Source organism: Thermomonas flagellata (assembly GCF_022419185.1).
Classification (GTDB): Bacteria; Pseudomonadota; Gammaproteobacteria; order Xanthomonadales; family Xanthomonadaceae; genus Thermomonas; species Thermomonas flagellata.
The window spans coordinates 210,522-224,857 of sequence record NZ_JAJOZK010000002.1 but is presented as its reverse complement, the minus strand read 5'-3'; the positions used below and the strand labels follow the sequence as shown (position 1 = coordinate 224,857).

The 14,336-nt window shown below is 72.3% G+C and carries 12 protein-coding genes; 6 read left to right on the top strand and 6 right to left on the bottom strand.

What is annotated here, in order from left to right; translation table 11 throughout:
* Window positions 1–43: 43 nt before the first annotated feature.
* Window positions 44–2,797 carry a DNA polymerase I gene (gene polA / locus ML340_RS03215; RefSeq protein ID WP_240096582.1) on the bottom strand — a complete coding sequence of 918 codons (2,754 nt, stop codon included), beginning with the start codon at window positions 2,795–2,797 and terminating at the stop codon, window positions 44–46.
* Window positions 2,798–2,878: 81 nt separating this feature from the next.
* On the opposite strand from polA, the gene ML340_RS03210 reads away from it, so the two are divergent.
* The gene (locus tag ML340_RS03210; protein WP_240096581.1) at window positions 2,879–3,163 is read left to right on the top strand and encodes a DUF2782 domain-containing protein; all 285 of its coding nucleotides are present in this window, start codon (window positions 2,879–2,881) and stop codon (window positions 3,161–3,163) included.
* Between the two features lie 4 nt (window positions 3,164–3,167).
* On the opposite strand, the gene uvrD is transcribed toward ML340_RS03210, so the two are convergent.
* The 3 genes from uvrD to ML340_RS03195 form a co-directional block, all read right to left on the bottom strand.
* Window positions 3,168–5,369 carry a DNA helicase II gene (gene uvrD, locus ML340_RS03205; protein ID WP_240096580.1) on the bottom strand — a complete coding sequence of 734 codons (2,202 nt, stop codon included), beginning with the start codon at window positions 5,367–5,369 and terminating at the stop codon, window positions 3,168–3,170.
* Window positions 5,370–5,454: 85 nt separating this feature from the next.
* Window positions 5,455–6,042, bottom strand: a complete 588-nt coding sequence (locus ML340_RS03200; RefSeq protein ID WP_240096579.1) for a TIGR00645 family protein — start codon at window positions 6,040–6,042, stop codon at window positions 5,455–5,457.
* Between the two features lie 82 nt (window positions 6,043–6,124).
* Window positions 6,125–8,443, bottom strand: a complete 2,319-nt coding sequence (locus ML340_RS03195) for a S9 family peptidase (protein WP_240096578.1) — start codon at window positions 8,441–8,443, stop codon at window positions 6,125–6,127.
* Between the two features lie 140 nt (window positions 8,444–8,583).
* On the opposite strand from ML340_RS03195, the gene ML340_RS03190 reads away from it, so the two are divergent.
* The 5 genes from ML340_RS03190 to aroE all read left to right on the top strand — a co-directional run bounded on the left by ML340_RS03190 (window position 8,584) and on the right by aroE (window position 12,674).
* Complete coding sequence (locus ML340_RS03190) at window positions 8,584–9,420, top strand: glycosyltransferase family 2 protein (RefSeq protein ID WP_240096577.1); 837 nt, start codon at window positions 8,584–8,586, stop codon at window positions 9,418–9,420.
* Between the two features lie 25 nt (window positions 9,421–9,445).
* Window positions 9,446–10,435 carry a chorismate transformation FkbO/Hyg5 family protein gene (locus tag ML340_RS03185; protein WP_240096576.1) on the top strand — a complete coding sequence of 330 codons (990 nt, stop codon included), beginning with the start codon at window positions 9,446–9,448 and terminating at the stop codon, window positions 10,433–10,435.
* A 48-nt stretch (window positions 10,436–10,483) separates the two neighbouring features.
* Window positions 10,484–10,726 carry a hypothetical protein gene (locus ML340_RS03180; RefSeq protein ID WP_425608271.1) on the top strand — a complete coding sequence of 81 codons (243 nt, stop codon included), beginning with the start codon at window positions 10,484–10,486 and terminating at the stop codon, window positions 10,724–10,726.
* A gap of 98 nt (window positions 10,727–10,824) precedes the next feature.
* Window positions 10,825–11,823, top strand: a complete 999-nt coding sequence (gene hemB, locus ML340_RS03175) for a porphobilinogen synthase (RefSeq protein ID WP_240096574.1) — start codon at window positions 10,825–10,827, stop codon at window positions 11,821–11,823.
* A gap of 17 nt (window positions 11,824–11,840) precedes the next feature.
* Window positions 11,841–12,674 (top strand): shikimate dehydrogenase, encoded by an 834-nt coding sequence (gene aroE / locus ML340_RS03170; RefSeq protein WP_425608270.1) that lies wholly within the window; start codon window positions 11,841–11,843, stop codon window positions 12,672–12,674.
* 48 nt (window positions 12,675–12,722) lie between these two features.
* Here the strand turns inward: aroE and ML340_RS03165 are convergent, their stop codons facing one another.
* Both ML340_RS03165 and ML340_RS03160 read right to left on the bottom strand, forming a co-directional pair.
* Window positions 12,723–13,628, bottom strand: coding sequence for a TonB family protein (locus ML340_RS03165; RefSeq protein ID WP_240096573.1), 906 nt, complete (start codon window positions 13,626–13,628; stop codon window positions 12,723–12,725).
* 67 nt (window positions 13,629–13,695) lie between these two features.
* Window positions 13,696–14,241 carry a gamma carbonic anhydrase family protein gene (locus ML340_RS03160; RefSeq protein ID WP_240096572.1) on the bottom strand — a complete coding sequence of 182 codons (546 nt, stop codon included), beginning with the start codon at window positions 14,239–14,241 and terminating at the stop codon, window positions 13,696–13,698.
* Window positions 14,242–14,336 lie beyond the last annotated feature (95 nt).

Sequence of the window (14,336 nt, the reverse complement as noted above, 5' to 3'; positions counted from 1 at the left end):
CTTGCGACGCAGGCGGCGCGCGGCGCAACGCCATGGCAGCAGCTCAATGCGCCTCGTCCCAGTTGGTCCCCACCCCGCCCTCCACCTTGAGCGGCACGCGCAGGTCGGCGACCCCGGCCATCAGCGCGGGCACCTGCGCCATCAGCGCGGGCACGAAGTCGGCGTCGGCCTCGAACACCAGCTCGTCGTGCACCTGCAGGATCATCAGCGCGCGCGGCGCGCCGGCGGCGGTGCGCTGGCCGTCCAGCCACGCATCCACCGCCACCATCGCGCGCTTGATGATGTCGGCGGCGGTGCCCTGCATCGGCGCGTTGATCGCGGCGCGCTCGGCGCCGGCGCGCTGCGCGGCATTGCGCGCGTGGATGTGCTCCAGCGCCAGCCGGCGCCCGAACACGGTCTCGACGTAGCCCTGCGCGTGCGCCTGCGCGCGGGTGCGCTCCATGTAGTCGCGCACGCCCGGATAGCGGCTGAAGTAGAGCGCGATGTAGTCCTGCGCCTGGCCGCGGTCGATCCCGAGCTGGCGCGCCAGCCCGAACGCGCCCATGCCGTAGATCAGCCCGAAGTTGATCGCCTTGGCCGCGCGCCGCTCCTCGGCGGTCACCGCCTCCAGCGGCTTGCCCAGCACCTCGGCGGCGGTCGCGCGGTGGATGTCCGCGCCCTGCGCAAACGCGCGCAGCAGCGCCGGGTCCTGCGACAGGTGGGCCATGATCCGCAACTCGATCTGCGAATAGTCGAACGAGACGATCCGGCGCCCCGGCGGCGCGACGAACGCGGCGCGGATGCGGCGGCCCTCCTCGGTGCGCACCGGGATGTTCTGCAGGTTGGGATCGGACGAGGACAGCCGCCCGGTGGCGGCGCCGGCCTGGTGGTAGCTGGTGTGCACGCGCCCGCTGGCCGGGTTCACCATCTCCGGCAGCTTGTCGGTGTAGGTGCTCTTGAGCTTGGCCAGGCCGCGGTAGTCGAGGATCACCCGCGGCAGCTCGTGCAGGTCGGCGATCGCCTCCAGCGCCTCCTCGTTGGTGGAGGGCGCGCCGCCCGGGGTCTTCACCCGCGCCGGCAGCCGGAGCTCGTCGAACAGCAGCGCGCCCAGCTGCTTGGGCGAATCCAGGTTGAAGCTGCGCCCGGCCAGCGCGGTGGCGCGCTGCTGCAGGGCGAGCATGCGCCGCGCGAGGTCGGCCGACTGCCGGCGCAGCGCCTCCACGTCGATCATGACGCCGTTGTCCTCGATCCGCGCCAGCACCGGCACCAGCGGCATCTCGATCTCGCGGTAGACCGCCAGCAGCGCCGGCTCCGCCTCCAGCTTGGGCAGCAGCGCGCGGTGCAGGCGCAGGGTGATGTCGGCGTCCTCGGCGGCATAGCGGGTGGCCGGCTCCAGCGCGACCTGCGCGAACGGGATCTGCTTGGCGCCCTTGCCGGCCACGTCCTCGTACTTGACGGTGGTGTAGCCGAGGTGGCGGCGCGCCAGCGAGTCCATGTCGTGGCGGGCCTGTCCGGCTTCCAGCACGAAGCTCTCCAGCAGGGTGTCGTCGGCGTAGCCGCGCACTGCGATGCCGTGCCGGCGCAGCACGTGCAGGTCGTACTTGCCGTGCTGGCCGAGCTTCTTCTTCGCCGGATCCTCCAGCAGCGGGCGCAGCGCCTCCAGCACCTCGCCGCGGTCCAGCTGCGCGGGCACGCCGGGATAGGCGTGCGCCAGCGGGATGTAGCAGGCCTGCCCGGGCTCCACGCTGAAGCTGAGCCCGACCAGGTTGGCGCGCAGCGGGTCGAGGCTGTCGGTTTCGGTGTCGAACGCGAATTCCGCGGCCGCCTGCAGCCGCGCGATCCAGGCATCCAGCTGGGCCCGGGTCAGCACGGTCTCGTACGCGCCGGCCGCGGCTTGGGCGGCGTCGCCCGGAGCGGCCGCGGCGGCCGGCGCGGGGCCCGCGGCCGCAGCGGCGGCGTCCAGCTCCTTCAGCGCCTGGTTGAAACCGTAGCGGGTGTACAGCGCGCGCAGGGCCTCCACGTCGCGCGCGCGCAGGGCGAGATCCTGCGGCGCCACGTCCAGCGCCACGTCGGTCTTGATGGTGACCAGTTCGCGGTTCAGCGGCAGCCGCGGCAGCGCCGCGCGCAGGTTCTCGCCGAGCTTGCCCTTCATCGCCGCGGCCTGCGCCATCACCGCGTCCAGCGAGCCGTAGTCGGCGAGCCACTTGGCCGCGGTCTTCTCGCCGCATTTCTCCACGCCCGGCACGTTGTCGATCTTGTCGCCCATCAGCGCCAGCCAGTCGACGATCTGCGCGGGGCGCACGCCGAACTTGGCCAGCACCGCCTCCTCCGAGTCCAACCGGCTGCCGCTCATGGTGTTGACCAGCGCGATCGCGCCGCGGCCGTCCTGCCCCGGCGGCCGCACCAGCTGGGCGAAGTCCTTGTCGCCGGTGGAGATGGTGACCGCCATGCCCTGCTCCGCCGCGCGCATCGCCAAGGTGCCGATCACGTCGTCGGCCTCCACCCCCGGCACGCGCAGGATCGGGATGCCCAGCGCCTGCACCACCTCCAGCATCGGCGCCACCTGCGCGCGCAGGGCCTCCGGCATCGGCGGGCGGTTGGCCTTGTAGGCCGGATCGAGCGCGTCGCGGAAGGTCGGCCCCGGCGCGTCCACCACGAAGGCGATGTGCTCGGGCTGCTCCTTCAGGTGCGCGCGCAGCATGTTGACCACCCCGAACAGCGCGCCGGTCGGCTCGCCGGCCGCATTCGACAGCGGCGGCAGCGCGTGGAACGCGCGGTACAGGTAGGAGGAGCCGTCGATCAGGACCAGGCGGGACATGCCCGGATTCTACGGCGCGCGCAGCCCGGCCCGGCGCGGCTTCGCGCATACTGTCGGCATCGCACTGCCGAGGACGACCCGATGCGCGCCCTGCTGCCCCTGACCTGCGCCGCCCTGCTCGCCGCCTGCGCCAGCCCCGGCCCGGAGGCCCTGCTGCCCAAGGAGGCGCAGCCGGTCACCCGCACCGAGGCCAACGGCGACACCGTGACCGAGTACCGCGTGGCCGGGGTGCTGAAGATGGTCAAGGTGGTGCCGCTGCGCGGTCCGACTTACTACATCTACGACCGCAACGGCGACGGCATCGTGGACGAGCGCGACAACACCAACGGCGGCCCGATGACCTACTACAAGCTGTTCAGCTGGTGAGGCTTCAGGCCGGGGCGAGGTGGGCGTAGGCCAGCACCAGCCACTTGCTGCCGGCCTCGTCGAAATTGACCTGCACCCGCGCGTGGGCGCCGCGGCCCTCGACGTCGGTGACCACGCCGAGGCCGAAGGTCGGATGCCGCACCGCGGACCCCAGCGCCAGCGGCGGCGGCTCCAGCGCGGCAGGCCCGGGCGCGCGGCGCGGCGCCGGGGCGAACGCGCGCGCGCCGAACCCGGGCTGCGGCCGCGGCCGGATCTCGTGCAGCAGGGCCTTGGGGATCTCGCGCAGGAAGCGCGAGGGCATGCCGTACAGGTCGCTGCCGTGGATGCGCCGCGATTCGGCGTGGCACAGCACCAGCTGGCGGCGCGCGCGGGTGATGCCGACGTAGGCCAGGCGGCGCTCCTCCGCCATCCGCCCCGGCTCCTCGGCCGAGCGCGCGTTCGGGAACAGCCCCTCCTCCAGCCCGACCAGGAACACCAGCGGGAACTCCAGCCCCTTGGCGCTGTGCAGGGTCATCAGCTGCACCCCGTCCTCGCCGGCCTCGGTCTGGCCCTCGCCGGCCTCGAGCGCGGCGTAGGCGAGGAAGGCCAACAGCTCCGGCATCGCCGCGGCGTCCTCGTCGTCGCCGTGCACGAAGCGCGAGGCCACCGAGACCAGCTCGTCGAGGTTGTCGGTGCGCGAGTCGAGCTGCCCGCGCGACTCGGCCTCGTAGTGCGCGCGCAGGCCGGAGCGCGCCAGCGCATGGTCCAGCTTCTCCGCCAGCGGCAGCGGTGCGGCCTCCTCCGCGATCGCCTCCAGCAGGCGCAAAAAGCCGGCCACCGCGTTGCGCGCGCGCGCGGCCAGGGCGTCGCCCGCGGCCAGCCGCGCCGCGGCGCGCCACAGCGAACTGCCCTCGGCGCGCGCCAGGCGCCGGATCTCGTCCAGGGTGCGCTCGCCGATCCCGCGCGGCGGGGTGTTCACCACCCGCTCGAACGCCGCGTCGTCGTCGCGGTTGGCCAGCAGGCGCAGGTAGGCCAGCGCGTCCTTGACCTCGGCGCGCTCGAAGAAGCGCAGCCCGCCGTACACCCGGTACGGGATCTGGCGCTTGAGCAATTCCTCTTCGAACGCGCGCGACTGCGCGTTGCTGCGGTACAGGATGGCGGCGTCGCCCCAGTTGCCGCCGCCCTGCACCCACTGCGCGATGCGGTCGGCCACGTAGGCGGCCTCGTCCAGTTCGTTCCAGGCGGCGTACACGTCGATCGGCTCGCCCTCGCCGGCCTCGGTCCACAGGCGCTTGCCGAGGCGGTCGTCGTTGTGCGCGATCACTGCGTTGGCGGCGGCGAGGATGTTGCCGCTGGAGCGGTAGTTCTGCTCCAGGCGCAGGGTGGTGGCGCCGCGGAAGTCGCGCAGGAAGCGCTGCACGTTCTCCACCCGCGCGCCGCGCCAGCCGTAGATGGCCTGGTCGTCGTCGCCGACCACGAACACCTGCCCGCATCTTTCATCGGTGCCGCCGCCGGCGAGCAGGCGCACGAAGCCGTACTGGATCGCATTGGTGTCCTGGAACTCGTCCACCAGCAGCTGCCCGAACCGGCGCCGATAGTGCTCCAGCAGGGCCGGCTGCCCGCGCAGCAGCTCGTGCGCGCGCAGCAGCAGCTCGGCGAAATCGACCAGCCCGGCGCGCTCGCAGCGCTCCTGGTAGGCGGCGTAGGCCTGCAGCAGGGCCTGGCCCCAGTCGTCGCCGGGCGCCGGCTGGATGTGCGCCGGGCGCCGGCCCTCGTCCTTCTGCGCGTTGATCCACCACGCGATCTGGCGCGGCGGGTAGCGGCCCTCGTCCAGCTCCAGCGCCTGCGCCACCCGCTTGACCAGGCGCAGCTGGTCGTCGCTGTCGAGCACCTGGAAGCCCTCGGGCAGTCCGGCCTCCTGCCAGTGCAGGCGCAGCAGGCGGTGGGCCAGGCCGTGGAAGGTGCCGATCCACATCCCGCGCGGGTCTCCGCGCAGCTGCGCGGCGATGCGCGCGCGCATCTCGCCGGCGGCCTTGTTGGTGAAGGTGACCGCGAAGATGCCGTGCAGCGGCACCCCGTACACCTCGTGCAGCCAGGCGATGCGGTGGGTGAGCACGCGGGTCTTGCCGGAGCCGGCGCCGGCCAGCACCAGGTAGTGCCCGGGCGGCGCCGACACCGCCTCGCGCTGGGCCGGGTTCAGGCCGTCGAGCAGGTGGGAGACATCCATCCGCGCATTCTAGGGAATGCGGCCGCAGGCGGCCGCCCATGTGCGCGCACCGCGCGGCGCGCACACGGCGCGCGGCAGGCCCGGCTCAATGCCCGCCGTGGACGCGGCGCGCGGCGGCGATGCCGGCGTTCATCACCTTGTCGGTATAGGCGATGCCGAGCGCGGACAGGATGAACACCGCGTGGATGATGGTCTGCCACATCACCCCGGTGGCGGTGCTGTTGGTGCACGGCGCGCCGCCGACCGCGGCGGCGCACAGCGGCAGCCCGAGCTGGCCGGCCTCGATGAAGGTCTTGAGCAGGTGGATCGAGGAGATGCCGATGATCGCCATCGCCAGCTTGACCTTGAGCACGCTGGCATTGACGTGGCTGAGCCACTCCGGCTGGTCGGGATGGCCCTCCAGGTGCAGGCGCGAGACGAAGGTCTCGTAGCCGCCGACGATCACCATCACCAGCAGGTTGCTGATCATCACCACGTCGATCAGGCCGAGCACGATCAGCATGATGCCCTGCTCGCTGAGCCGGTTGGCGTCGTGGATCAGGTGCCAGAGTTCCTTGAGGAACAGGAACACGTACACGCCCTGGGCCACGATCAGGCCGAGGTACAGCGGCAGCTGCAGCCAGCGCGAGGAGAAGATCAGGGCCGGCAGCGGGTTCAGGCGGGGTGGGCTCATGGCGCGTCGGGCGGGGCGGAACCGGCGCGCAGGGTAGCCAAGCCGCCGCGCGCGGCCAAGCCCCGCGCGGAGGCCGCGGCGCTCACGGCTGCAGCGGCTTGAGCGCGAACTCCCGCGGCGGCTCGGCGCCGAGCAGGTGCCTGACGAAGTAGTCCCAGCGCCGGCGCATGACGTAGTAGCTGTCGGCGCCGAAGCCGTGCCGGGCCTGCGGCAGCAGCAGCAGGTCGAAGTCCTTGTTGGCCTTCATCAGCGCGTCCACCACCAGCAGGGTGGACTGCGGCGGCACGTTGTCGTCCATCAGCCCGTGCAGCAGGAACAGCTTGCCCTTGAGCTGCTTGGCGTAGGGCGCGTTGTCCTGGCCGGTGTAGTTGGTGGTGCCGTCCGGCCGCTTCTCCAGCAGGCCCTGGTAGCGCTCGCCCCAATCGTCCTCATAGCTGAGGTTGTCGTGGTTGCCGGATTCGGCGATGCCGACCTTGTACACGTCCGGGTAGCGGAACATCGCCGCCGCGGTGGCATTGCCGCCGCCGGAATGGCCCCAGATGCCGGCGCGCGCGGTGTCGATCCACGGATAGCGCTCGCCCAGCTGCTTCAGCGCGGCCACCTGGTCGGGCAGGGTGTTGTCGGCCATGTTGCCGTAGCAGCTGTCCTGGAACGCCTTGCTGCGCAGCGGCGTGCACATGCCGTCCAGGGCCATCACCACGAAGCCGAGCTCGGCCAGCGCCTGGTGGTCGAGGTGCGCCGGCAGGAAGCTGCGGCTGCGCACCGAGCCGACCTGCGGGCCGGGATAGATGTAGGTGATGATCGGGTACTTCTTGTTGGGATCGAACTGCGAGGGCTTGAACAGCTGGCCGTACAGGTCGGTTTTGCCGTCGCGCGCCTTCACCGTGAACGGCTGCGGCGGCACCCAGCCGGCGGCCTTCAGGCGGGTGAGGTCCGCGCGCGCCAGCTCGCGCACCAGCGTGCCGTCGCGCGCGCGCAGGCGCGCCACCGGCGCGCTGTCCACGGTCGAGGCCACGTCCAGAAAGTGGCGGCCGTCCGCGGCCACGGTCAGCACGTGGTTGGCGTCCTCCGGGGTCAGCAGGCGCACGCGGCCGTCGTCCAGGCCGACCTCGTAGGCGTGCACGAAGTAGGGATCGCGGCCCGGCTCGCGGCCGACGCCCTCCACCAGCAGGGTGCGCCGCTGCGGGTCGTAGTGGTCGATGCGGGTGACGTTCCAGTCGCCGTGGGTGAGTTGGCGCTTCTGCTTGCCGGTGGCCAGATCGTGCAGGTACAGGTGGCCCCAGTCGGACTTCTGGCTGAACCAGAGGAACTCGTTGCTCTCCGGCAGGTAGCGCCAGTTGGCGGTGTCCAGCGCCGGCGCGCTCTGGTACTGGGTGGCCACGGTCTCGGTGTACACGTCGCGCACCCGGCCGGTGGCGGCGTCCGCTACCCGCAGGGTCGCGGACTTGTGGCCGCGGTCGGTGCTGATGAAGGCCAGGGTCTTGCCGTCCGCCGCCCACTGCACGTCCTGCCAGCGGTCGTCGCACAGCAGGTCGTCGGCGCAGGTGGAGCGGTGCGGCTCGGCCGGCAGCTGCAGGCGGATCACCCGCGGCGTGCCGCCGCCGAGGTCCACGATCACCCGCTCCAGCATCAGGATGTCCGGATCGCCGGCGAACGGATAGCGCCACTGCTCGACCTTGGGCGCGCCGACGTTGGTCGCGGTCAGGGTCATCTGCCGCACCTTGCGCTGGTCGAGGCGGAAGGTGGCGAGCTTGTGGCCGTCCGGCGACCACACCACCACCGCATTGTCGGTGTGCTTCCAGCCGGCGTTGTCGGTGGCATAGCCGTAGTCCGGCTGGCCGTCGAAGGTCAGCTGGGTCTCCGCCCCGCTGGCGAGGTCGCGCAGCCACAGGTTCCAGTCGCGGATGAAGACCTCGCGGGTGCCGTCCGGGGACGCCGCGCCCGGCTCGCTGCCGGTCGCCGGACGGGCCAACGGGCGGCAGCCCGCCGCGTCGCAGCGGAAGCGGCGGCCGTCGCGCAGGGTGAGCTGCAGCGCGTCGCCGTCGCGCGCGACCGTCGCCACCGGCAGCCGTCCGGGCGCGACCGCGCGGGCGCCGTCGCCGGCATTGGCGGCGGCCGCCAGCGCCGCGGCGTCGAACGCCGGGCGCGGTTCCTGCCCGGGCAGCACCCGCCACCAGCGGGTCTGGCCGTCCACGCTCTCGCCGTAGACCAGGCTGCCGTCGTCCAGCCAGGCCGGATTGACCAGCAGGTGGTCGACCAGGGGCGCGGTGCGGTCGCCCAGCATCCGCGCGGCGCGCTCGTAGTCGGCCGCGGTCACCTGCGGCACCTGCGCCTGCGCGCCCGCCGCCAGCATCAGCAGCCCCCCGGCCAGCAGTCCGGCCCATCCGTCGATCCTGCGCATGCAGACTCCATCGCGTTCGCTCGCCCCCTGCGGGACACCGCGGCGATGCTAGCGCGACGGCGCCGCCGCCACCCCTGCCGAACGTCCCGCGCGGCGCCCGCAAGGCGCGCTTAACGCCGGCGCAGGCCATACTTGCACGCATGGTTGCCGACCCGTCCCCGCTGACCCCCGACGCGATCGCCGTGGTGATCCCGGCATTGAACGAGGCCCGCCGCATCCGCGAGGTGGCCAGCGCCGCCCTGCGCGAATGCCCGCGCGTGATCGTGGTCGACGACGGCTCCGACGACGGCACCGCCGAGGCGGTCGCCGACCTGCCGCTGACCCTGCTGCGCCATACGCACCGGATGGGCAAGGGCGCCGCGCTGCGCGATGGCTTCGCCGAAGCCCTGCGCCAGGGCGCGCGCGCGGTGCTGACCATGGACGGCGACGGCCAGCACGCGGCGGCCGACATCCCGCGGTTGCTCGCGGCCGGCAACCGCCACCCGGGCTGGATCGTGATCGGCGCGCGCCTGCGTCGGCGCGAGCTGCAGCCGCGCCTGCGGCGCTGGGCCAACGGCTTCGGCGACTGGGGCCTGGCCTGGGCGCTGGGCTACCAGATCGCCGACAGCCAGAGCGGGCAGCGCCTGTACCCGGCGGAGGTGTGCCGGCTGGCGCTGGCCGGCATCCCCGGCGAGGACTTCGTGTTCGAGGCGCAGGTGCTGATCTCGGCCGCGCGCGTGCTCGGCACCCGCTGCGTGTCGGTCCCGATCGAGGCCCGCTACAACAGCGTGCACGGCGCGCCGCAGTTCCGCCCGAGCCATTTCCGCCCGCTCCGCGACCTGTGGCGGATCACCCACCACATCGTCGGCCAGGCCCTGCGCCACCACCCCTGGCGCCTGCACCGGCAAGCGCGCCGGCAGCCGCCGGTGGTGTTCGACCCGGACCCGGACGCGGCCGCCGCCGAGCCGCGCGTGGCGCAGCTGCCGGCTGCCTCCTGACCCCTCCGGGTATCCTGCGCGCCGCATGTCCGTGCTCCCGCTCGCCGCCGCCGCGCCCGCGCTCCGGGTGGACTACCGGCCTGCGCCGCTGGAGGCGCTGCTGGCCGAACCGGGCACCCTGGCGGTGTTCGGGTTCGGCGACGCAGCGCCGGCCGTGCACCCGGATCCGCGCTACCTGCACGTCGCCCTGCCCGCGTACGGCCCGCCCGCGTTCGAATGCTGGACGGTGGCGGGGCCGGTGGCCAGCGGCCGCCACGACGGCCTGGCCTGGAGCCGCGGCGGCGGGCTGGCGTTCGCCGCGCTGGCGCTGCCCGACACCGCCGACGCCGCCGCGGTGGCCGCGACGGCCTATGCGCGCCTGCAGGCCTGGCTGGCCGCCAGCGACACCCCGCATGCGCTGCGCATCTGGAACTACCTGGACGCGATCACCGCCGGCGACGGCGATGCCGAGCGCTACCGCCGCTTCTGCGTCGGCCGCGCGCAGGGCATCGGGCGCGCGCTCGCCCCGGCCGAGCTGCCGGCCGCGACCGCGATCGGGCATCCGCAGCCGAGCGGCCGCTTCCAGCTCTACTGGCTGGCCGCCGCGCAGCCCGGCACCGCGCTGGAGAACCCGCGCCAGGTCGCGGCCTGGCGCTACCCGCGCCAGTACGGGCCGCAGCCGCCGGGCTTCGCGCGCGCGCAGTTGCCGGCCAGTCCCGGCATGCCGCTGCTGCTGTCCGGCACCGCCGCGGTGGTCGGGCATGCCTCGCATCATCCGCATTCGGTGCCGGCGCAGCTGGAGGAGATCCTGGCCAATCTCGACAGCCTGATCGCCGCCGCACGCCGCCTGCGTCCCGCGCTGGCGGAGCGGCCCGGCCCCGGCACCCGCCTGAAGGCCTACGTGCGCGATCCGCAGGCGCTGCCGGAGGTCGCCGCCTGGCTGCAGGCGCACCTGCCGGAGGTGCCGGCGCTGGTCCTGCACGGCCATGTGTGCCGGCGCGAACTGGCGGTCGAACTCGACGGCGTGCATGCTTGAACGCGGGCACCGCACGGGTGCCGCATCGCGACAGGAGCGGACATGGGCCTGCTGAGCCTGCTGTGGGGCATCGTGGCGCTGGTATGGATGGTGCTGGCGCTGCTGCCGGTGGTCGGCATCACCAACTGGCTGCTGATCCCGTTCGCCGCCCTCGGCGCGATCCTCGCCGCGCTCGGCCTGCTGGTCACCCGCCGCGAGCGCAACGCGCGCGCCAAGGCCGGGCTGGCGGTCAACCTGCTGGTGATCGTGGTCGCCGTCTGGCGGCTCGGACTCGGCGGCGGGCTGCTGTGAGGGCGCCGCTGCGCCGCGGGCCTGATGGCTGCCCTCGTGCCATCGCCAGTCGCTCGATCCCGGCCTCGGCACCAACCAGCAAAGCGTAGAATGCCGGCATGAGCTATCCCCATGTGCGCCTGCGGCGGATGCGCCGCGATGCCTTCTCGCGCCGGCTGATGCGCGAGCACGTGCTGACCGCGGACGACCTGATCTACCCGGTGTTCGTGCACGAGCCGGCCGGGCGCGCGCCGGTGGCGTCGATGCCGGGGGTGGAGCGGCTGTCGATCGACGAGTTGCTGCGGGTGGCCGAACAGGCCTGCACGCTGCGCATCCCGGCGCTCGCACTGTTCCCGGTCACCGCGCCGGAGGCCAAGACCCCCACCGCGGAGGCGGCCTGGGACGACGACGGCCTCGCCCAGCGCGCGGTGCGCGCGCTCAAGGCGCGCTTCCCCGAACTCGGCGTGATCACCGACGTCGCGCTCGACCCCTACACCAGCCACGGCCAGGACGGCCTGCTCGACGCCGCGGGCTATGTGATGAACGACGCGACGATCATGGCCCTGGTGAAGCAAGCGCTGAGCCACGCCCGCGCCGGCGCCGACGTGGTCGCGCCCAGCGACATGATGGACGGGCGGATCGGCGCGATCCGCGCCGCGCTCGAGGCCGACGGCCACGTCCACACCCGCATCCTCGCCTATAGCGCCAAGTACGCCAGCGCCTTCTACGGCCCGTTCCGCGACGCGGTCGGCTCCGCCGCCGCGCTTGGCAAGGCGGACAAGCGCACCTACCAGATGGACCCGGGCAACGGCGACGAGGCCCTGCGCGAGGTCGCGCTCGACCTCGCCGAGGGCGCCGACATGGTGATGGTCAAGCCCGGCCTGCCCTACCTCGACATCGTGCGCCGGGTGAAGCGGCGGTTCGGAGTGCCGACCTTCGCCTACCAGGTCAGCGGCGAATACGCCATGCTCAAGGCCGCGGCCGGCAACGGCTGGTTGGACGAGCGCGCATGCGCGCTGGAGGCGCTGACCTGCTTCAAGCGCGCCGGCTGCGACGGCATCCTCACCTATTTCGCGCTGGACGCCGCGCGCTGGCTGCGCGAGGAGGCCGGCGCCTGAGCGCCGCCGCGCCCGCGCTGCACGCCGTGTTCGGGCACCCGGTGGCGCATTCGCGCTCACCGCGCATCCATGCCCTGTTCGGCGCGCAGACCGGGATCGGCGTGCGCTACGAGGCGATCGACGCCGCGCCGGCGCGCTTCGCGCAGGCGCTGGCCGCCTTCGCCGCGCGCGGCGGCCGCGGCGCCAACGTCACCCTGCCACTGAAGGAAGACGCCTTCGCGCTGTGCCGCTCGGCCAGCCCGCGCGCGCGCCGCGCCGGCGCGGTGAACACGCTGGTCCGCGCGGACGGCGGCTGGCACGGCGACAACACCGACGGCGCGGGCCTGGTGCGCGACCTCAGCGCGCGCCACGGCCTGGACCTGCGCGACCGCCGCGTGCTGCTGCTGGGCGCCGGCGGCGCCGCGCGCGGGGTCGCCCCCGCGCTGCTGGACGCCGGCATCGGCGCACTGTGGATCGCCAACCGCACCGCCGCCCGCGCGGATGCGCTGGCGGACGCGCTGGGCGATCCGGCGCGGGTGCAGGCGCGCGGCTGGGACGCCCTGCCCGGGCTGGGCGGGTTCGACCTGCTGGTGAACGCCACCGCCGCCACCCGCGGCGGCGCGCTGCCGGCGCTGCCGATGGCGCTGGTGGCGCCGCACAGCGCGGCGGTCGACCTCGGCTACGGCACGGACGCCGCGCCGTTCCTCGCCTGGGCCCGCGCCGCCGGCTGCGCGCAGGCGTTGGACGGGCTGGGCATGCTGGTGGAACAAGCGGCGGAAAGCTTCCAGTGCTGGCACGGCGTGCGTCCGGACACCGACCCGGTCTATGCCGACCTGCGCCGTCTCACCGATACGCAGCCTACAAGCGACTAAACCCAGAGCGCGACGTGCGCCCCTGTGCGCGTCGCCTTTCGTCAACGCTCAAAGCGCCTGGTTCAACACGCTGCGGTCACGCAACCGGAACGGCGTGTTGCCTGACACCATCTCGCCGCTATTGAGATCGGACACGCCCACAGCCAGCTCCATGTCATCCGCTTTCGACCATGGCGGATCCAGCCGGGGGCCGCGGTATTCGTAACGCCAGACGCCGACTCCATAGCGCTCGACTTCATCCGGTTTCTTGTTTATTACATATTCCACCGGCACTCTCACCATATGCTTCTGCCCAGGGCTTGAGTTTTCGACACTGAACGTCCACTTTCGCGCAGCCCCCATCGCATTTTTTTCCAGCAGCGCTCTTGCCTTGTCGAGGACTCTTGGGCTGCCTTTGACGTTATACAGGCTTGATTGTTCAGCAAATACATCCGCCACACTGCCATCCGAATTGACGCGCAGGCGCAGCAACGCGATGCCTTCAACACCAGCCGCAAACAATTCGTATGGGTATTTTGGGTATAGGTGAGACTGCAGACTATTCAACCTGGCCACCGCTTTGCCAGCCGCACGTTCGGCTGCCTCTCGGTCTTCCTTGGTCAACGGCGCAAATATGACATTGTCGATTTTGACCTCGTATTTTTGCTCCCCGATCTCCCGAGCCACCAGGGTGATCCGCATCGGCGTCTTCGCCCGAACCGGCTTGCCATCCTGCTCGATCGGCACAAATGCCCACTTCGGGATTGCCTTATCCAGCATCTTCTGAATGTCCGGGGTGAGCTCGGTACGCAGGGCATAGGCTTCGACTTCGCCCTGGGTGCCAATGGTCAACTCCCCGTCCACCCGCATGGTCAACACGCTTTCGCCCGACCCCTGCTCCGCCGGTGCCGTCCCGGCCTGCGCCCCGGCACAGGCCAGCCACAGCGCCAGCACGCCTGCTTGCAACAAACGCATGATTGTCTCTCCCTGATGTTCGATCACATCCCCACACACCCGAAATCTACCGCGCAAGACGCGCCCCTCATGACCCCGCGTCGCCCGCCAGATACTCGTCTTTCAAGCGTACGTAGTGGCCGGCGCTGTAGTAAAGCGCCTCGATCTCGGCATCACTCAGCATCCGCACTTTTCTGGCCGGGTTGCCCAGCCACAGCTCCCCCTCGCCCACCACCTTGCCCGGCGGCACCAGCGCGCCGGCACCGACGAAGGCGTGCTTTCTCACCACTGCGCCGTCCAGCACGATGGCACCCATCCCGATCAGCACCGCATCCTCGATCGTGCAGGCATGGATGATGGCCTTGTGGCCGATGGTGACGTCGCTGCCGATGCGGGTGGCGAAACCGCCCAGCTTGGCGTGCGGGCCGTCGTGGCTGACGTGGATGACGGTGCCGTCCTGAATATTGGTGCGGTCGCCAATACGGATGAAATTGACGTCACCGCGGATGACCGTGTACGGCCACACCGACACATCATCACCCAGTACCACGTCGCCGATCACGCTGGCGCGGGGGTCGACGTAGGCGCGCGCGCCGAGGGTGGGCGTGATGCCGCGGTAGGGTCGCAGGTCCATGGGCGGATTATCGCGGGTTCCCGCGTGCGCCGCGCGCAACCGGCCGCCCGCGGCGCCGGCGCGCGGGATTGCCCCGCCGCCGCACTACACTGGCC

Coding starts and splice junctions, on each gene's coding strand:
- polA (WP_240096582.1), bottom strand. CDS start 2,797: ATGTCCCGCCTGGTCCTGATCGACGGCTCCTCCTACCTGTACCGCGCG.
- ML340_RS03210 (WP_240096581.1), top strand. CDS start 2,879: ATGCGCGCCCTGCTGCCCCTGACCTGCGCCGCCCTGCTCGCCGCCTGC.
- uvrD (WP_240096580.1), bottom strand. CDS start 5,369: ATGGATGTCTCCCACCTGCTCGACGGCCTGAACCCGGCCCAGCGCGAG.
- ML340_RS03200 (WP_240096579.1), bottom strand. CDS start 6,042: ATGAGCCCACCCCGCCTGAACCCGCTGCCGGCCCTGATCTTCTCCTCG.
- ML340_RS03195 (WP_240096578.1), bottom strand. CDS start 8,443: ATGCGCAGGATCGACGGATGGGCCGGACTGCTGGCCGGGGGGCTGCTG.
- ML340_RS03190 (WP_240096577.1), top strand. CDS start 8,584: ATGGTTGCCGACCCGTCCCCGCTGACCCCCGACGCGATCGCCGTGGTG.
- ML340_RS03185 (WP_240096576.1), top strand. CDS start 9,446: ATGTCCGTGCTCCCGCTCGCCGCCGCCGCGCCCGCGCTCCGGGTGGAC.
- hemB (WP_240096574.1), top strand. CDS start 10,825: ATGAGCTATCCCCATGTGCGCCTGCGGCGGATGCGCCGCGATGCCTTC.
- ML340_RS03165 (WP_240096573.1), bottom strand. CDS start 13,628: ATGCGTTTGTTGCAAGCAGGCGTGCTGGCGCTGTGGCTGGCCTGTGCC.
- ML340_RS03160 (WP_240096572.1), bottom strand. CDS start 14,241: ATGGACCTGCGACCCTACCGCGGCATCACGCCCACCCTCGGCGCGCGC.